General features: G+C 41.6%; 20 protein-coding genes and 1 pseudogene. 1 reads left to right on the top strand and 20 read right to left on the bottom strand.

Annotated features, from left to right (window positions below; all coding sequences use genetic code 11):
* Positions 1 to 10: 10 nt before the first annotated feature.
* The 17 genes and pseudogenes from ACFSTG_RS12605 to ACFSTG_RS12685 form a co-directional block, all read right to left on the bottom strand.
* Positions 11 to 1,993, bottom strand: a complete 1,983-nt coding sequence (locus ACFSTG_RS12605; protein ID WP_380753408.1) for a monovalent cation:proton antiporter-2 (CPA2) family protein — start codon at positions 1,991 to 1,993, stop codon at positions 11 to 13.
* Positions 1,994 to 2,135: 142 nt separating this feature from the next.
* Positions 2,136 to 2,351, bottom strand: a complete 216-nt coding sequence (locus ACFSTG_RS12610) for a YgaP family membrane protein (protein WP_380753411.1) — start codon at positions 2,349 to 2,351, stop codon at positions 2,136 to 2,138.
* Between the two features lie 93 nt (positions 2,352 to 2,444).
* Entirely contained in the window at positions 2,445 to 2,990 is a 546-nt protein-coding gene (locus tag ACFSTG_RS12615) for a 2'-5' RNA ligase family protein (RefSeq protein ID WP_380753414.1), read from the bottom strand.
* Positions 2,991 to 3,010: 20 nt separating this feature from the next.
* The gene (locus tag ACFSTG_RS12620; protein ID WP_380753416.1) at positions 3,011 to 3,646 is read right to left on the bottom strand and encodes a cation transporter; all 636 of its coding nucleotides are present in this window, start codon (positions 3,644 to 3,646) and stop codon (positions 3,011 to 3,013) included.
* A gap of 31 nt (positions 3,647 to 3,677) precedes the next feature.
* Positions 3,678 to 4,508 carry an alpha/beta hydrolase gene (locus ACFSTG_RS12625; protein WP_380753419.1) on the bottom strand — a complete coding sequence of 277 codons (831 nt, stop codon included), beginning with the start codon at positions 4,506 to 4,508 and terminating at the stop codon, positions 3,678 to 3,680.
* A gap of 9 nt (positions 4,509 to 4,517) precedes the next feature.
* Complete coding sequence (locus tag ACFSTG_RS12630) at positions 4,518 to 4,901, bottom strand: DUF2752 domain-containing protein (RefSeq protein WP_380753422.1); 384 nt, start codon at positions 4,899 to 4,901, stop codon at positions 4,518 to 4,520.
* Positions 4,882 to 5,343, bottom strand: a complete 462-nt coding sequence (locus ACFSTG_RS12635; protein WP_380753425.1) for a CD225/dispanin family protein — start codon at positions 5,341 to 5,343, stop codon at positions 4,882 to 4,884. Before ACFSTG_RS12635 ends, ACFSTG_RS12630 begins: the two co-directional genes overlap by 20 nt.
* A 25-nt stretch (positions 5,344 to 5,368) precedes the next feature.
* Entirely contained in the window at positions 5,369 to 5,719 is a 351-nt protein-coding gene (locus ACFSTG_RS12640) for a hypothetical protein (protein ID WP_380753428.1), read from the bottom strand.
* 32 nt (positions 5,720 to 5,751) lie between these two features.
* Positions 5,752 to 7,633: pseudogene (locus tag ACFSTG_RS12645) on the bottom strand (S9 family peptidase).
* 71 nt (positions 7,634 to 7,704) lie between these two features.
* Positions 7,705 to 8,229 (bottom strand): GNAT family N-acetyltransferase, encoded by a 525-nt coding sequence (locus ACFSTG_RS12650; RefSeq protein WP_380753431.1) that lies wholly within the window; start codon positions 8,227 to 8,229, stop codon positions 7,705 to 7,707.
* 70 nt (positions 8,230 to 8,299) lie between these two features.
* On the bottom strand, positions 8,300 to 8,791 hold the full coding sequence (locus ACFSTG_RS12655; RefSeq protein WP_380753434.1) for a hypothetical protein: 492 nt from the start codon (positions 8,789 to 8,791) through the stop codon (positions 8,300 to 8,302).
* 131 nt (positions 8,792 to 8,922) lie between these two features.
* On the bottom strand, positions 8,923 to 9,519 hold the full coding sequence (locus tag ACFSTG_RS12660; protein ID WP_380753437.1) for a hypothetical protein: 597 nt from the start codon (positions 9,517 to 9,519) through the stop codon (positions 8,923 to 8,925).
* Between the two features lie 18 nt (positions 9,520 to 9,537).
* Positions 9,538 to 10,224 carry a hypothetical protein gene (locus tag ACFSTG_RS12665; protein WP_380753440.1) on the bottom strand — a complete coding sequence of 229 codons (687 nt, stop codon included), beginning with the start codon at positions 10,222 to 10,224 and terminating at the stop codon, positions 9,538 to 9,540.
* 95 nt (positions 10,225 to 10,319) lie between these two features.
* Entirely contained in the window at positions 10,320 to 10,796 is a 477-nt protein-coding gene (locus ACFSTG_RS12670; RefSeq protein ID WP_380753443.1) for a hypothetical protein, read from the bottom strand.
* A gap of 599 nt (positions 10,797 to 11,395) precedes the next feature.
* Entirely contained in the window at positions 11,396 to 12,469 is a 1,074-nt protein-coding gene (locus ACFSTG_RS12675) for a glycosyltransferase (RefSeq protein ID WP_380753446.1), read from the bottom strand.
* A 77-nt stretch (positions 12,470 to 12,546) separates the two neighbouring features.
* Complete coding sequence (locus ACFSTG_RS12680) at positions 12,547 to 13,020, bottom strand: hypothetical protein (RefSeq protein ID WP_380753449.1); 474 nt, start codon at positions 13,018 to 13,020, stop codon at positions 12,547 to 12,549.
* 145 nt (positions 13,021 to 13,165) lie between these two features.
* Complete coding sequence (locus ACFSTG_RS12685; protein WP_380753452.1) at positions 13,166 to 14,848, bottom strand: AIPR family protein; 1,683 nt, start codon at positions 14,846 to 14,848, stop codon at positions 13,166 to 13,168.
* A gap of 295 nt (positions 14,849 to 15,143) precedes the next feature.
* Between ACFSTG_RS12685 and ACFSTG_RS12690 the strand changes: the two genes are divergently transcribed.
* Positions 15,144 to 16,361, top strand: coding sequence for a dipeptidase (locus ACFSTG_RS12690; protein ID WP_380753769.1), 1,218 nt, complete (start codon positions 15,144 to 15,146; stop codon positions 16,359 to 16,361).
* 77 nt (positions 16,362 to 16,438) lie between these two features.
* On the opposite strand, the gene ACFSTG_RS12695 is transcribed toward ACFSTG_RS12690, so the two are convergent.
* The 3 genes from ACFSTG_RS12695 to ACFSTG_RS12705 form a co-directional block, all read right to left on the bottom strand.
* Complete coding sequence (locus tag ACFSTG_RS12695) at positions 16,439 to 16,846, bottom strand: hypothetical protein (protein ID WP_380753456.1); 408 nt, start codon at positions 16,844 to 16,846, stop codon at positions 16,439 to 16,441.
* A gap of 208 nt (positions 16,847 to 17,054) precedes the next feature.
* Complete coding sequence (locus ACFSTG_RS12700; RefSeq protein WP_380753459.1) at positions 17,055 to 17,765, bottom strand: TVP38/TMEM64 family protein; 711 nt, start codon at positions 17,763 to 17,765, stop codon at positions 17,055 to 17,057.
* 12 nt (positions 17,766 to 17,777) lie between these two features.
* Positions 17,778 to 18,629 carry an SdiA-regulated domain-containing protein gene (locus ACFSTG_RS12705; RefSeq protein WP_380753462.1) on the bottom strand — a complete coding sequence of 284 codons (852 nt, stop codon included), beginning with the start codon at positions 18,627 to 18,629 and terminating at the stop codon, positions 17,778 to 17,780.
* Between the last annotated feature and the right edge of the window lie 15 nt (positions 18,630 to 18,644).

Raw genomic sequence — 18,644 nt, forward strand, 5'->3', positions numbered from 1 at the left:
GCTTTGTTTATTAATTCACCGCCTTAAAAAAACTTTCTATATGTTCCTGGTCCCCGCTAATAAAGACCCTGTCATTTTTTAGCAATTTTAGATCGGGGGTTACCCGGTTGATCATGGTATCTTTTCTTTCTATTGCCAGGACATTGACCCCGAATTTTTTACGGATATCTGCCTCCTCAATGGTTTTTCCGGTCACTTCGCCCCTGTCTGCCATGATACGGACACAGGTGATCTTAAAATCGGGGATCCTGGAAGAGGTAAGGGTTTTGGGATGTCGTTTCTTTGACTGTAAGACCTCGTAATTATCTGCCCTTATGGAATCTACCAGGCTCTCCAGTTCATCAACCGGCACCAGGTAATTACTAAGAACCCTCGAAAATATTTCTACAGAGGTCTCGAATTCCTCGGGGATCACTTCATCTGCACCCAAAGCCAACAAGGTTTCAATTTCCTTGACATACCGTGTCCTTACTAACAGGAAAACGGAAGAAGAAAGATGCCGGATATTGGCAACAATGATCTTTGTGGCCTGCGGATCTGATATAGCCACTACCACTACCCTCGCTTTCTTAACCTTAACCCGGTCGAGGATATGTTCATGAACGGCATCCCCATAATAAATGGGTTCCCCCTTTGCCCTTTCGGTCTTGACCATCTCTGCATTAAGTTCCAGGATCACATATGGGATCCCGGCATATTTGGCTGCTTTGGCCAGGTTATTTCCGTTGATCCCATAACCTATGATGATCAAATGGTTTTCGAGGTCCTTCAACAGGGAGTGATCTGAGTATTTTGGTTTTGCAGTGAGGAGTTGTAAGGGTTTCCTGATCCCCGAACTGAGAAAGAAGGAGGAGATCCTTTCAGAGAAAATAATGATAAACGGGGTGAATAGCATGGAGATCACTGAAACCGAAAGAAAATACTGGTTCATTTCGGGCGTTAGTAATCCCTGTTCCAGTCCTATGCGGGAAAGAATGAAGGAGAATTCCCCAATCTGGAACAGTGCCAGCCCCGTAAGCAAAATAGTGCGCAGCGGATATTTTAAAACGGCAGTTGCAATGGCAATGATGCTTCCTTTCACCACAAAAACTGCCAGTACGAGCAGTAGGATCAATCCGAAGTGACGCAGAAAGAAATCCATATCGAGCAACATTCCAATGGAGATAAAGAAAAAGCTAATGAACAATTCCCTGAACGGAAGGATCATACTTGTAGCCTGGTAACTATATTCAGATTCTGAAATGATGAGACCTGCCAGGAAGGCGCCAAAAGCCAGCGACAGACCGGCTGAAGCTGTAAGAAAGGCAACTGTAAAGCACAGTGTAATAGTGGAAAGCAGGAATAGTTCCTTACTTCTCGTTTTTGCAATGAGGTACAGGGCTTTTGGCACCAGGTACCTGGCTGCTACATAAGTGAGCAAAATAATAAGACCAGACTTGACAAGAAGCATGAGGATTTCCTCCCCTACATTAGATGAACTTCCTGCGAGTAAGGGGGTGAACAGCATCATAGGCACCACGATGATATCCTGGAATATCAACAACCCTAAAGCAGTCCTGCCATGCGGAGCAGAGATCTCGTTGCGGTCCTGCAGGATCTTAAGCACAATGGCCGTACTGGACAAAGAGATAAGAAAACCAATGAATACTGATACATTCCAGGGAAGACCCAGTAATAGAAAAACTCCTGTAGTCACTGCAATGGAGAGCCCTACCTGCACGAATCCGCCATAAAGTACAGTGCGCTTTATGGAAGCCAGCTGACTAACCGTTAGTTCCATCCCAATCACGAATAAGAGGAGGATCACCCCAATCTCAGATAATACCTCCACCTGCTCATGATTTTCAATAAGACTAAAACCGTAAGGACCTATGATGAAGCCAGTCATAAGGAATCCCAGAATTGAAGGTAACCTGAAGCGCTGCAATATAAAGACCACCAGGACCGAAAATCCCAAAAGAATAACAATATCCTGGAGTAAAGGAAAATCCATACAGTACTAACTTATCTATGAGAGACCTACACTAAAAATAGGATTTTTCCAGCCATTTTAAGGTATGTTTCTTCCTGTTTCTCCCTGTTTATTAGGTATTTCCCACCATAGATATTGCGGGAGAGATCCCGGAATAAGCCTTTTAAGCCCTTGGATCTTTATCTTTACAAGTCCTTATTCCATAAGCCGTATAGAGGGGACAAAAGCCCGAAATACCCGTCACGAAACAGACTCCTGCAGGTACAAACAAAATAACAGTAAGAGTGGTGGGTGCGATTTCAGAAATGAAAAGCAGGCTAATGATCACTGCGATTAGAATTCTGATAGCTTTATCTGTGGTTCCCAAATTTCTTTCCATGGAAGATTGGTTTTTTGTTCGGTAGCCTCAAACCTATTTAATTTTATACGATTGAAAGGTGATTTGGATCATGTTCCTGTAAAAATCAACAATTTATCCTGTTTTATGGAAAGGGAATTGCCGGTAGAGGTCCCAGTTCTTGCCGTTGTGTTTCAGCAGAGAAAAACCTTCTGCCAGAAAAGAAGCTGAAAATTCCTTACTGCGTAGTTCAAGCCAGGCTGGTTTAAAGGTTTCAGGAAGAAGATCACGGGTAGCCAGGGTGATGTGAGGATGAAAATTTGGGTTTATTCCCTTTTCCTCCGGCGGAATATGCCGGTACAGGATCTTCAGGAACTGCTTTCTCAATTCACTCAGGGATTCATGGTGAACCACAGGTATAAAGATCACACGGGGTGGAAAAGCACCAAATCCCGAAAGTTGTACTTTCAAAAATTCCTGATTTTGGGTAAATTCATCAAGCTCTTCAAATAGATCCTTCTCAAGGCCGCAATCCATTCTGAAGGGAGGCTGTAAAGTAATGTGGGCGGGCAATTTTAAAGCATGTTTCACCCCGTATTTTTCTTTTAGATCAAGTTTTATCTGCTGCACCCGTTCCTGCAGTTCCATATTGGGAAGAATAGCAAAAAAATAAAGGTCCATAAAAACACCTTTTCGTAAATCTAACAGTTACAATACTTATCACTTTTCACTTTTTCAAAGCACTCCCTGCCCTCACTAAAAGCGAACCAGGCCAGGCCCAGTCCTCCCAGACTGTCAATAAAACCTATCCCCGTCAACTCATAGATACCGCTGCTCAACAGCAGTACAACCGACATGTAGAGACAGACCATGGTACAATTGGCATCTGCTAGAATGGGATCAGAATTCAATTGATTTCCTGCAAGCCTTTTCCCCCATACCAGGCCTCCCATTATAACAATAGATAGTAAGGAAATGACCACTCCCCAAAATGTAGTTTCAGGGGTATGCCCTGTCCAGATATTATAGAGACTGGAGCTTACCAATCCTACTACCAGGATGTAAAAAGCCGTTCCCGTGATCTTTAAAGCAGTTTTTTCAAAAGAGTCCCTTTTGCTGGCAGGATTGTTTCTTATCCTAATAATCATATGCATTATTCCAAGGCCCGAGATCACCTCAATAAAACTGTCAGCTCCAAAACCAAAAAGCGCAAGGCTTTCATCCTCATATCCAAAATATAAAGAGACCAGGCCTTCAGCCAGATTATAAACAATGGTAAAAACAGCCAGCCAGAGTGCCAGTTTAAAATAGAAAACAGTAGATCTTGAAGTCATCATTCTTCAAAGATACTAATCCTGCACTTCCTTTCTATTTTTTAAGCTGCAGGATTATTTGGGACTTTAGAGGGAAAAGCCACTGGATGGCTTCGGGGAAATGTTCACTCCAAAATTCCTCATTATGCTGTCCTCCTTCCACGATCTTTATGTGCATATTTTTCTGCGGAAGGCCTTTTTTCAGCAATAGATCCTTTATTCGTTGAAGATCGGGGACCATTTGTTCTCCCTCCTCAGTGCCTCCCAGAAAATAGAACCGTAGAGAAGGGTCAAGATCAGCCTCTTCGGTAAACCTGAAGATCTCTTCACTAAACCAGAAAGACGGCGAAAACACTCCCGCATGACCAAAGGTCTCGGGATGTTTGACCGCAGCGTAGAATGATACGAGCCCCCCAAGCGAAGATCCCATAATACCGGTGTTCCCGGCTTCAGGCAAGGTGCGGTAGGTGCTGTCAATGTGTGGTTTCAGATTTTCCCTGATAAAATCAACATAGGCAGCTGCTTCTCCTCCTCCATGTGTTTCATGAGGAAAGGGGGTGAGTTCGGCAATGCGTTTTTCATTCCCGTGTTCTATCCCTACCACGATAATTTCCTGAGCTTCCAGAGAATCAAGCACTTCATCTACTTTCCACTCTCCCAGGAAAGAGGTTTCCGCATCAAAAAGATTCTGGGCGTCATGCATATAAAGAACACCGTAATGTTCCTTTGAAGTTTGATAAGCTTCAGGGAGATATACCCATATCTTTTTTATGGTATCCAGTTGAGGGGCCCCGATGCTGAAGCTACTCACATTTTTCGAAGCGGTACTCTGCGGAAGTGCACTTAAAGAGATAAGGAGCAAAAGCAGGAGACATATGTATTTCATTGAAGAAGTTTAAAAATTCCGGAAGATCCAGAAAAGAATAATTAAAGTTAATATTAAAAAAATAGCTATCCTACCGAAGAAGAATTTCCTCCACCTCAAAAGTCTTTCCGAAGGTTGAGTAAACCTGTCAAATGTCAAACCTAGCAGGATATAAGGAATGGAAACAACCAGCAACCCGTTGTGTTGGAAGGCTGTCACCACATCGAAATTCAAAAGATGATGAATGGCTCGCTGGGAACCGCAGCCGGGACATTGCAATCCGGTGAGGGAATGGAAGGGACAGGCCGGGAAAAATCCGGCTACGGCAGGATCATAAAACATGTAAAGGCCCACCAGAACAAGCCCCGATATCAAAAGACCCCACTTCCCTATTTTAGAATTGATTGAAAACAAAAGCAAAAGCTAAAAATATCATATAGATCACAAACCCGGCAACCGCTATCCAAAATCCTATTTGCGTCCATTTACCTGCCTCTTGAGAACTTCTTACTGCACCTTCATAATCACCGCAACTATATCTCGATTCTACCCGGGCAGCGTTCACAATTCCAACGATCCCGAATGGTAGACAACAAAAAACCGTTACGAGGATGGATTCTACCAACCATGATTTTGGAGGCCGTCTATCTGGATATTTGTGTTTTTCAACCGGGTCACTTTTAAAGCCTTCCTCCCTGAAACTTCCTTCCAGTTCGGGCATCTGTTCTGCAGGGATCCATCTTTCCGAAGAAACCGTGCTCACCATGGTATTCCTGCTAAGTTTCATTTCCCTGAGTTCTTCCAAAGAAAAAGGTCCGTGCTTTGCGAGACCATCGGAGTAATAATACTGTTTCATAAACCTCTTGGATTAATGTGACTTATTATGATTTTTGGGGTTCCTCGCCGGGAGTAGTTTTCGCAGGTTCCACCAATTTGAACCTGTCAAAGCTAAAGACAAATACCGCCCAGGTCAACACCAGGAAGATGGCAAGCATCCAGGCATGTTCTATTGCCAGATAATATCCCCTGAAATAAGAGGCCAGGTAAGGGATAAGGGCTGCAGGTGCTATTCCCACAATAGCCAGGATGATCCTTCTTTTGGCGTCAACGGTGAGCAGGGCACCGCAGTTCTTGCAATTCCAGTTGGAAAATACATTCTGGAAAAAATGTTTTCTAAGGTGCAGACCGAAGGAATACTTATAGCCGCAATTGGGACAGGTCCTTGACTTCATAATATCAGGTTTTAATTAATTATTAAGTGCTGCTACTCCAGCGTTTCATCCAGCCATTTAAAGAATTCCTTCTGCCAAACTATGGCGTTCTGTGCCGAAAGAATCCAGTGGTTCTCCATGGGAAAATACAACAATTTGCTTTTTAGACCCTTCAATTGGGCAGCCTGGAAAGCTTCTAATCCCTGGCCTATGGGTACCCTGAAATCTTTCCCTCCCTGTACTATCATGATGGGCGTATCCCAGTTCTGCACGTAATTGATGGGGTTAAAATCTGTATAAGCTTTTGGAGTTGGTTCTTCCCAATATGGCCCGCCCAGATCCTTGTTCACGAAGAACAACTCTTCAGTGGTACCGTACATGCTGAGGGTATTGAAGATCCCGTCATGGGCAATGAAAGATTTGAATCTGCCGTCGTGGTTTCCGGCAAGATAAAATACCGAATAACCTCCATAACTCGCCCCCACAGCTCCAATCCTGTCTGTATCCACGAATTCTTCTTTACTCAGCTCATCTATAGCTGATAAATAATCCCTGATGTTCTGTCCACCCCAGTCGCCACTTATCTGCTCATTCCACTCTACTCCATGACCCGGCATTCCTCGCCGGTTTGGCGCCACCACGATATAGCCATTAGCCGCCATAAGCTGGAAGTTCCATCTAAAGGAATAGAACTGCGATAAAGGTGATTGCGGGCCTCCCTGTAAATAGAGAAGCGTAGGATATTTTTTGTTGGGATCAAAATCGGGAGGATAGATGACCCAGGTAAGCATCTCTTTTCCATCTGAAGTTGGGATCATCCTCTTTTCCACTTCGCTCAGCTGTATTCCGTCGTAAAATTCATCGTTCACATGGGTAAGCTGGTCCATTTTTCCATTATTCAGGTCGACGGTATAGATCTCGGAAGCGTGGTTCATATCGGTGCGGGTCACCACCATGGTCTCCCCTGCCTGTCCAACTATTCCGGTAATATCGAATTGTCCCTCGGTGAGTTGTTTTTACTTTTCCGTTGCCGGAAGCATTGATCCCGAACAGCTGTTTGGTTCCCGCCACAGGGGCAGTGAAAAAGATCTTTTTGGCGTCATTGCTCCACAGGAAACTACTTACCGTGCCGTCCCAGTCTTTGGTCAGGTTGATCTTCTTTCCATTCTGCAGAAGGATAATATCATTTTTGTCTGCTTCATAACCCGGTTCCTCCATTTGCAGCCAGGCGAGTACCCCGTCTTTTGAAAAAGCAGGATTGGTATCATAACCTACATTCTCCTCTGTGAGATTCCTGGTGTTGCGGGTGGTAAGGTCGTATTCATAAATATCACTATTGGTGCTCACTGCATAATCCTTTCCCTTCACCTTTTTTGAAACGTAAACCACTTTGCTACCGTCATTGTTCCACAGGTAATCTTCAGAACCACCAAATGGCTGCAGCGGCGTGTCATGCGGTTCGCCTTCCATGATATCCCATTCTTCTCCCGAAGAAAGGTCTTTCACGAACAGGTGACTGTACTTACCGTCTTCCCATTTATCCCAGTGCCTGTAGTTGAGATCATCATAAATATATACCTCAGATTTATCCAGTTCGGGGTAATAATCTGCCCCGGTAACCGGATGCACCTGCACCTCTTTGGTAAGAAGTTTATATTTCCCCGAAGGGGATATTTTACTGTCTTTATAAATACTGTCATAGCTGCTCACCTGTAAGGCTTCGCCCCCTTTTACCGGGATTACGTAAGTTTTTGCACTGCTCTTGTTCTCCTCCATATTGTAGGAACGGCTGGTGAAGATCACATGCTGTCCGTCATTGCTAAGGCCTACCGGAGAAACCCTTTCCAGCTCCCATAATTTTTCGGGCGTCATGACCTGGGAAGTAGCTGTAAAGCAAAGCGACGAAAAGATGAGGAATAGGTATATATTTTTCATAAATTCTGAAGATTGATTGTTAACGGTTATAAAGATAAGCAGGTATACTGAAAAATCGGAAATTTCACAGCTTATTCTTCCTCTGCACTGAACCTATACAGCAGGATCTCTTCCTCATCATGGGGAAGGGTGATCATTCTCTCGAATTTCAGTCCCAGTTTTTCCAGCAGTTTTTGAGAAGCGAAGTTTACTTTTGAAGTGATCCCCAGGATCTGTTTTATCCCGAAATCTTCAAGGGCTGCCTGCTTAAGCCTAACCGCCGATTCATACGCATAGCCCTGGCCTTCATACTGCGGAAGGAAAGCGAATCCAATATCAACCCCTTCCAAACCTTCGCGGTTGTGAAGGCCACAGGTTCCCAGCAGCACCCCGTCTTGCTTTCTGATTACCGCATAATTGCCGAAGCCGAGTTTTTTAAGCTGAGGCAACATTTTCGTGGAAATATATGAGGCGGCCTCCAGCTCTGTTCTCACCTGCCTGTCTCCTACAAATTTTCGAAATTTAGGAGTATTCAGGATCTGCAGGACAACAGAGGCATCCTTTTCCAAAACGGGGCGAAGAAAGAGTCGTTCAGTTTCGAAGGTTATGTGGTCCATATTTTTTGCTTCGCAACCTCTAAATTAGGAAATAAGAAACAATTCTTTGATCAATTTGTTTTTGGATGAACTAATCATCGTCATGGTCAATTTGTTCACCATAGCCCTGTGCAGGAACATTTGAGTCGCTGATCTCTGTGTGCCTTATTTGTCCGCCAAGGTAACCGGTCCAGGCTACCAATCCGAAACTTATTAACGCAATAAATAAGACCACTACGGCAAATGTTTTTGAAAAAGCCCACTTTTTCCAGGCAATGAAAAGTCCGGCAATAGCTAATACACCAAGAACAATTAAGGATATTAACGCATACAGCGCAAAATCTTCATGTTGGTCGATCATATTTTCAGCCACGCCCTGGATCCTTTCGACAGTTTCTTCAGCGGCTTCCCCGGTAAGGTATGCGACACCCGCACCTATGCCCGAAATTATGAAAATGTCATAGGCAGCTATACTTAAATGATCGCTTTTTATCCAAAGTCCATGGGCTAAAACAACCGCTCCCAAAATCGACCCAAATATGGGTAAATGGGTGATCAGCAAATGTAGATGAGTCTGGTCCATTTTGACAGAATTTTTTTCAAGGTCTGAATTACCTTATAAAAAAGGAATGACAAATGTCATACTGCGGAATGGAGTTTAAAATGAAATGAATGCAGATTTGAAAAGAATACTTTCCTGAAAGGGTACAATTATTACGGTTTATCTATTTCAGGCAGCAGGTCTTCAATGGACGGTTGCCGGTTCCTTTTTGCCCTTAGAATATATCGTACCGGTTTACCTTGTATTTTAATCTTTCCTTCTGTTTGGGAGAACCCGGTCCATTCCTCCCGTTCATTTATCCTAAGGTTTTCCTTACCGTACAGGCTACTGTCCACATGGACAATATGTTCATTAAGGTTGAGCTCCTTTCCGAAAACCCCTTTCCGGGGAAAATCTTTCAGCAAATTTTCCTTTGAATCAAAAAGGATCACTATGTAATCTTCATTGGTTTTGATGTTAATATCAATCGTACTTTGCTCGTAATAGATATAGAATGCAAGCAGGATACCCAGGAAAAGTTCTCCGGAAACTAAGGTTTTAAATGCAATTTTCCTTACCAGGATCCTGTCCAATACATAGAGGAAAAAGATGCCCATGGTTATCCCAAATGCAAGCACCACAATAAGTCCTGCGGAAGGGGGACTGGTAACAAGGATGACCAATGACCAGATAATACTTAAGACGGCGAGCACGATCACCGGCGTCACCGGAAAAATCAGTCTTCTTAAAAATTGAGTTCTACGATTCAAAGGGATTAATTCCTTCCCCTAATTTAAGGTTTTTTCTTTCTCGCTTTTTAAATAATGATGCCATAAATAAACAACGAAGAAAATACAGAAGAGACTAAAAAACAACATCCAGGTAAGATCAGATTCAGCCACAGAATTATTTATTGCGGCTAAGATGAGAACAGCAAATCCGAAAATTCCGGCGATCAACATAAGAATCTTAGAAGAATATATTTTCTGGGACAATGTTTCCAGGTAAGCGGAATTTCCAATTTTTTGGAGCAGGAGCTCCTTAGGGGTGTCGGTATAATATTCCTCTATTCGCTCCCCTAATTTTTTAAAAAGTTCTGTCTCTAGATTCTTCATATTGAATAAGGAAGGACTGATCGCGATCTTTTCCCCCGATTCAAGGATAATGGTGAACCGGTCGGGACTTCTGAAGCCTTTTTGATATTTCCACCTTATGATATCTGAAAAATAGATTTCCCGACAATTCATTGAGCTCCAAAAGGGTTTTTTTAACCATTGTAGGGAAAGGTAATCCCGGGTAATTTCTATTCTTATTTTTCCGCGAAACATGATATAGAGAGGAACCGGAATGACTAGAAGAAAGACGGGATAAATAGTGAGGTCGAACAGGACATGAAAACCTAATAGAAAAGCGAATATCCCGCTATAGCTTAACACCAGCTTTTTGATCTCAATGGTTCGAAATTCTGTTTTCATTGGCAACAACCTTCCTATAGTATTGTGGGAATAGGTAGCTGCAAAATTAGAAATCGGTTTTAAACGAAAATTAGTTTTGTAGAAAACTCTTCAAATCATTTCATCCTCTCTATAAATGCATTCCATTTTTCCTGATCTCCGTTTATGGTATAGGTTTCAGATCTTTTAAAAAGAATGGAGATCCCTCCAATAACAGTTCCCGCAGCCCCTCCTAAAAGAGCTCCTGCCGCTGCTCCCTCCCCTGCTGTGAATCCTAAAAAATCATCCGGATCTGCAGAAGCAGCTCCTATCACTGCCATGGTTGAAGCACCGACTGCTGCCCCCACCAAAAGGTTGTTTCCTGCTGATCGTTTGGTCTTTATTGAGCCTATTCTCCTAACCGGAATTTCTATAGGTCCTCTTTTTCTTTTTAACTGAAGGAAAGTTTCTGAGACCAAATATATTTTTCCCTTAGCAATTTTTTTACCGCTTTGATCATATACCCGCACAAAGGCATCAGAGGTCTCAGCACTAGTTTGAGCATAAACATTCATGCCCAGGATCAAGATGATCGCGAAAATTAAATTTTTCATGAGGTTTGATTTTAGTTGATAGCTAATTCAATTCAAGCCAAACCAGGTAGGATTTGGCTTGATGCCTGTGGGAGATTGTGAGAAATCCTGGAAGCGGACCTCATTAGTCATTAACTCTAATATACGAAATTATGGGCTTGCGAATTCTGAAACAAGTAAACTCCCATTTGCTATTGAGTGAAGGCTTTTTTCGCTATAAGTTCAAGGGTTTTCCAGTCTCACGTAATAATATCCTTTCCGTAAAATTCCCCAAGGACTTCCATCACCCTTGTAGTCTTTGCTGCGGAAAGGTCCAGAAAACTGATTATTATTTTATCTTATTTTTCTATGATCCTGAAGGAGTTGTGGGAACTTTTCCATGGTAACCGTACCTCAGGCTCAGTTTCTTTTCCCAAAAATGTGACATAATCATCTAACAGATTAGAATATTGAAGTCACAAAAGAACTTCAATCGACTGCTGCTCCTGCCCTCTCCCTAAAAACCTTTCAGCAATGAACGGTTGATAAACAATCATCTTTCCGGAGCAATTCCCGTTTTTAAAAATGCCTGATTTGACCTTTAAAACAAAATCCCAGAATATTTAAAAGCACCCGCCTGCCTATCTGTCAAACGGCCTTTGGCCCTCCTTATTAATAGTAACTTTTCCTTTTACTAAATTTTTAATAATTGCTTTCGGACAACCATATTGTAAATAATAATTTTTGGCTCCAGTTTCTAATTTTCTGCGATAGGACTTATCTGAAAGTAATAAAGGAATGCTTTCTTTCAATTCCTTTTCATTTGAAACGAAATGAATATTTTGGCCATGAACCATACTTTCAGGTAATTGGTTTGAGAGGGGTGATGAAATTATAGCTTTACCCATAGCAAGATATTCTCCTAATTTCCAGCCATGACAGTCATGTACTGCCGGAGTATTAAACACCAAAAAAGATTTTTTAGTTTTTCCAACATATGCATTTGGGGAGTATCGTTCAGTAAAAATTAAACTTTTAAAATCTTTATACTGTGGATGATCCGATGAAGAGAAAAAACCACCTTCAAAATCTATATTCATTGATTTACAAACTTCAACAAATTTTCTTCTAAGCAAATTAGTCTCTTCCATACAGTTTTTATGATTCCATAATGTTCCTATCATAAAAACATATGGTTTTTCTTCATCGTGGAATATTCCAGAGGTATATTTCTCTAACGCTGGTCGTTTCAATTGCAAATAATAATCTAAAAGATGTGCTTTGGTAGAAACTAATGGAGAAAAATTACATTTTATAAAATTTGAGACGCAATAAAATGCCATTTCAAATTTCCCCCAAATATTTATACCAAATCCTGGAGGGATTGATTCAATTTTATCGTGAAAACATTTGTCAGTCAGTAGATTAGAGAAATTTATTTTAGCATATCTATCACACCAATCATATGCACTTTTTTTGACCGATCTTTTATCTCTAAAATCGATAATATATTTTTTTAATTCCTTTCCAGTTACCACGACAAAAGCCATATAGTGATCATAGGAATGAGATTCGGTTTTTCTTTCTAATTGTTTGAAATATTTTGGAGAGAACTTGACATTTTTCTTTCCAAAAAAATCATACAGACCTCGAATATAGAATGATGAGTATTTTATTCTAACTGAAGGATCAATAAAAACTTTTGGCTTACACACTTGTTTATCCTTAAATTTCGATCACGGCTAACAAATATGTAGTTATGGAATAATTCATTTTTGTTAAACGCTGTTAGTTACTTTTCTAAATAAGTTTCAGAATAATATTTGATTTTATCTCCATTCGAATGAGTTGCTTCCAAACTCATCGGCGATATCAATTTTAACTCTGTATCATTTAGTAAGGTTATTGCATTCTCAGGAAAAAAATAAACCGGTCCATATCCAGTGGAGGAACCTGGATCAATTTTTAGATCAGTTCTCAGAACCTTATCGTTCAGAACCCATTTTCCAATGACCGGTTTGGTGTAATCGGGGTTAGAATAGGTCACCTCTTTATTGGAATTAAAGTTTAATGTAGACCAGGGTTCTTCAAGAATAGATTCTTTGAGAGTGTCCGGTTCTCCATTCAGATAATAATAGGTCTTACTTTTTTTAATTGTCCAGGTTCCTCTTAAGTAATCTTCGTCGGTTTTATTTGATTCATCATCCTCACTACAAGAAAAGAATGTAATGAGGATTATCAGGATAGTTGGTAAAATTTTCTTCATTTTCAACCCTTTTGGGATTAGGTTTAAATTTGCGGACTGGCCAAGTATAAGCATCGAGCGGGTTTCGGAGCAATTTACTCTCTACTTTCGCAAAGTTTAGTAGGAGCAAAAAAGCTCCATTTTTGCCGCTCCGCCCGCACTATGCTTATACAATGTGTGCCACTGCTTTTTCCCATTCTTCCTTAAACGATGGAATTCTATTGCGGTCAACCTGTTTTTGATAATTTGTAGAAATACTTCTGTTTAATTCCTTTACCCAGACATCGTTTCGCAGATTGGACTTATAGTCAAAATCTTCTCCCAGATCATTCAGTTCAGCATTCAAGTCAATGATGATGTCATTTATTACAATTGATAAAACAAATTTCAATTGTTCAATTTTTTCAGTGCTTTGGACAAATCCGGAAGGATTTTGTATAAGTTGATTACCAAACTCATCTTTTTCTAGTATTCCCCGTACCATAAACATAATTGCATACCTAGTCAATGCATATCTTGCTATGAGTTGGTTATTAAGACTTCCAATCTTGTCTGTTATCAAGTTGTTCAGAATGTGGAGGAAAAGAATACGGTCTGCTGTCACCTCTGGTCGAGCAAATAATTTATTATAGGCATCTTCAAATACTTGGTACTTCCTATGTGTATTCCATGGCTCCTGCAAATCAAAAGACATCAAGAATATGCCCGATAACTCATTTGATATTACTTCTCCATTTCCGGGATTCATTTCACCTCGTTTTATCTCGTAGAAATAATCCGGTCCAAACTTATCATTTATTTCGTTCTGAAGTCGTACTTGAATTTGGTTGTAAGACTTGAAGTCTCTTGGTTTTACACCATTTTGGCTATTAGAATACTCCGTAATTTGAGAACATAGTGGAGAATCAATAGGAACTTTTATCACTTTTGTCAATATGCGGAGGTTGTCCGATAGGTATTTTTCATTTCTGTAGAGTGATGTGAGACTTTGGCAACCATTGACTACATAAAATTTTTTCAAAGTCAATTTGTCATCTTCTTTTTCAACTTCATCTGAAACTATAGTAATTCCATTGTGAAAAAGTGGAAATTTTTTGTGCAAGGATTTGTCCCTAATACTTTTTACAATCCCCTTGTTGATTTTAGTATTACCCAAGGATCCTCTAACATTGTAATCAAATATTGACTGATCATCAATACCTTCTAATTTAACCAATTCGAGTGCCTTAATAGGAGCGATATACGTTTCTGTTTCAGAGTCTACAAAATAGGAGGTTGTCTCAGTTGCAGAGATATCGAAAATGGCTTCAGATTGAACTTTAATTTCCTTGCTATCTGAAATGTATTGGTCTTCGAGTATAGATTTACCAATAAATTCAATTTCCTCTCTGATTCCTAGATAATCTTCACCATCTGATGAAAGGTCTATGTTAGCCACAAAAATACCTCTGACTTTATAAGCGTCAATTTTCTCTAATATATCTAACCTCTTGATTAATGACGCTACTTCAGCCTTACCTGCGGAGTTCAACAGATTCTGAATTTTATCCTTGGTTTCAAACTGGCAAAGGGTTCCATAGAATTCTTTCAACGTAGTGTCCCCAATTGTTTTATTAACTGATTGTGCAATTTTCGATTGAAACACATCAATTGTTCCAAGTGCTTCGTTAATATAAATACCGTCAACTCCCTTGTCCCCATTGTTGTCACAGACGGAATCAATCGCTTCTTGATTGTCTAATCGATAATATTTTTCCAGGTACCACATTAAAAATGCAGCACTTTCTTTTCTTCCATCTACTAAATAGTAATCTATCTCTTTAAGTAACGCTGTGTAGTCTACGTTCATGTTTTGGTTTTTTAGGTGTGGCCAACGTCTTATAACCCCTAATCCTATTTGACGGCCATTCTTCAGGGCAAAGACCACTATTATTTTCCTTCAGCAAAATACAAAGAATCGACTGCTGCTCCTGCCCTCTCCCTAAAAACCTTTTAACAATGAACGGTTGATAAACCGGCCACTTTTCGCAACAATTAACGCTTTTGAAAAAAATGCCTATTTTGAGCCTTTAAAACCTATGAACATGAAATTTAAAAGTACTTACCTGCTCGTTTGCTTCGCAGCTTTTAGCGCACAGGCCCAGATGGCTGATGAAAACCCGGAGGAAACAGCAAGGATGATCCATGACAAAGTGATCACCATTGATACGCATAACGATATCAATATCAACAATTTTACCGCAGAGACCAATTACACCCAGAACCTGGATACGCAGGTGAACCTTCCCAAAATGGACGAAGGCGGTGTAGATGTAAGCTGGCTCATTGTCTATACCGGCCAGGATGAACTTACCCCCGAAGGCTATAAAAAAGCCCACGAAACGGCCATGTCTAAATTTGAGGCCATTCACCGGTTAACCAACGAGATAGCCCCTTCCCAGATTGGCCTGGCCACGACTTCACAGGAGGTGCGTGACCTGGTTGCCCAGGGAAAAAAAGTGGCTATGATAGGCGTGGAAAACGGTTACCCCATTGGTACCGATATTGGCAACGTTCAGAAATTCTACGATCTGGGCGCCCGCTATATGTCTTTGTCTCACAACGGGCACAGTCAGTTGTGTGATTCCAATACAGGCGAAGCCAATGATGAATGGCTGCACGACGGACTGAGTCCTTTAGGAAAGGAAGTGGTGAAAGAAATGAACCGCCTGGGAATGATGATAGACATCTCCCATCCTTCCAAAGAAGCCATGCGGCAAATGATCGAATTATCGAAAGCACCTTTGATCGCTTCCCACTCCTCTGCCCGCGCCCTTTGCAACCACAGCCGTAATCTTGATGACGAGCAACTGGAGTGGCTTAAGGAGAACGGCGGACTAATACAAACTGTTGCCTTTAGTTCTTACGTGAGCACAGAGAAACACAATGCCTTTAATGAGGCGGTGAACAAGGTATATGCAGAAGTGGGTGAAAAAGTAGGATTTAAACTTCTGGACAGGAATGAAGTACGCGCGATGGAGCCTGAAGACAGGAATGCGTACTATACGGAATTCAGAAAGGTGCGAAAACTGGCCTTTCCAAAAGTGCAGAAAGTTAAAGAAAAAGTGCCACCGGTAGATGTGAAAGATTTTGTAGATCACATAGATTACCTGGTGGAAAAGATAGGGATAGACCACGTGGGGATAAGTTCAGACTTTGACGGGGGCGGCGGAATTGAAGGCTGGAGCGATGCTTCCGAAACCTTCAACGTGACCCTGGAACTGGTAAAAAGAGGCTATTCTGAAAAGCAAATCGCCAAACTTTGGGGGGAGAACCTGTTGAGGGTGCTTGACGAGGTACAGGCTGTCGCTGACAAACTATAACCCGGTCACCGGAACATAAAAAAAGCCGTAGATGTTTATACAGCTACGGCTTTTCCATTTTTCTTTTTCAACGCAATTTAATTTCCCACATTTGGCCGGAACCCCTCTGAAGTTAGGCCGATTATCCCCGCAGCGCCAACTACAGGCACCCCAAAATTGACAATGTTAGACATCTTTTTGTCCTTGAGGTAAATGCTTCTTATCTCCTCTTTAGACAATGCGATCTTTACATTATTCCCGTCCTTAAGTTGTGGATGGTCATACAGCATTTTTGCAGTGTCAGAATTCCTTCCGGTCACCCCAAATAACTGTCCGTTCTCTTGTTGTAGTCTTTTAAATTCATAGAAAACATTATCTGTAGTTACGATCTTAACCCGCGAATTTGATTCTACGGCTTCATTCACCCCGGCACTTCCGGAGTGATACACATTGCAACCCGCCATGAGGAACACCGCCCCCAATAGCAGAAAACCTACTTTTTTCATAGCACACAAAATTTAAATATTTTTCTTTGTTCCCGGAAAGAAAAACCAGGGGGGAAGACGGCAAAGGCCGTAAGGTTCAACGCAGGTTAAGGGGGGGTTGAAGAGTACTGTCACCCTTCCGAAGAAATAAAGGTAAGATTATTAAAAATATAAGTTATTGATTATTAGGAAATTATTTACAAAAACCTTGCTCTCCTCCGCTCCTGAATCAGGGCTTTTCTTTCCTGATCTTCTTGTCCCACCAAACAAAAACGATGAATAAAACCAGACTTATCACAGAGGTCCAGATCAATCCTGTTTTTAGCCTTTCATAATCCCCACCCAGGTAAGCGATAAAAATGATGAGGGGCGAAATTCCTATCATGGTTGCACCAATGAACTTCCAGTAACCCATTTTCAAGACCCCGCCAACAAAGCTTATGGCGTCATTTGACAGAAAAGGGCTAAGCCTTATCACGATCACCGTCCAGAAACCGTACTCTTCAATAAACGCAGAGATCTTGCGCTCTGTGCTGGGGCCTATAAGTTTTTCAACGATAACCGGTCCAAAATACCTTCCTATTAAATACCCGAAACTGGAGGCCAGGAAGATCGCGGTAAAAAGGATGAGGCTGCCCAGGATTGGGCCATAAGCAATGATGGCCACCACCATAAGGATTGGGGTAGGGATCACTATAAGAAACATTTGTACGATCATGGTAAGAATGATCACCAAAGGACCGAACCAGCCAAATTGGGACACCCATTGCCGTGTTACCTGTTCGTCACCACTGGTAAGGGCGCTCCAGCCATTGTTCATGAAGCTTTGTACCTGCGGAATGAAAAAATAACTAAGGAGAAGGGCGGCAATGATCCCAATTGAGATATAAAGCGGGGCCTTGCTTTTTTTTACTGAAGTGGTTGTTAAAGTTTCAGACATAGAATGGGTTTGCTATTTCAACCGGACCTTATGAATAGTGCCGGGATTTCCTTCACTTGAAATATACATGGCCCCGTCTTTACTGAAAGTGATCCCCTCGGGTTGCGGAAAGTCTTTTTTATTGAGCACATGCAGGACTTTAGCCCTGCCGGTATCATCAAGAATAAGCAACTGCGGTCTTCGCCCATCCAGTAACAAGATCTCGCCGGTTACGGGATTGCGGGCTACCTCTGAAGGGTAGAAGGTGTTCTGAACATTTTTCTTTCTTATATCATCAAATACCGCCTCCTCAAAAGTTAGTTTATATGCCGGAGCCTCCCGGAGCCTGTCCTTTTCGAGATCATACAGATAAATGCCCTTGTAGCTTTTGGAATCTGGATCTTTTCCTTTCACTGCCAGTAACAAGCCGTTGCTTCGTTTATCGAAAAACAGGCCTTCCATATTATTTTTAGTACTGAACCGGGTTTCGATCTCCCTTACCTTAGGATCTTCTGCAGTAAGGAAATCCTGAACTTCATAGATGATGCCGTCACTCCTGAGCACATAGGCGGTAGAACCTTTTACTGCTATCCCTTCATAATCTCCTGAATCTCCAAACTCTACTTCTTTTTCAATACGCGAAGCGGCCAGGTCATAAATAAAAATGATCCCATCCTCATCCTGAATACAAGCGATCTTATTCTCCCCTAAAAAAGCCATTCCCGAAACTTCATCAAGTTCATCGGGCAATACCCAGCTTTGTTCAATAGTTACCGCCCCTGAAGGGGTTCCGGTATTATTGAAACTGATGCGGTCAAGGCCAAAATACAGGAACCCCAGTAAAATAATGAGGCCTGCGGTAATCAGCAGAACAGTACGGTTCATTCCCATAGTTTCTTT

Source organism: Salinimicrobium flavum (genome assembly GCF_042684505.1).
Classification (GTDB): domain Bacteria; phylum Bacteroidota; class Bacteroidia; order Flavobacteriales; family Flavobacteriaceae; genus Salinimicrobium; species Salinimicrobium flavum.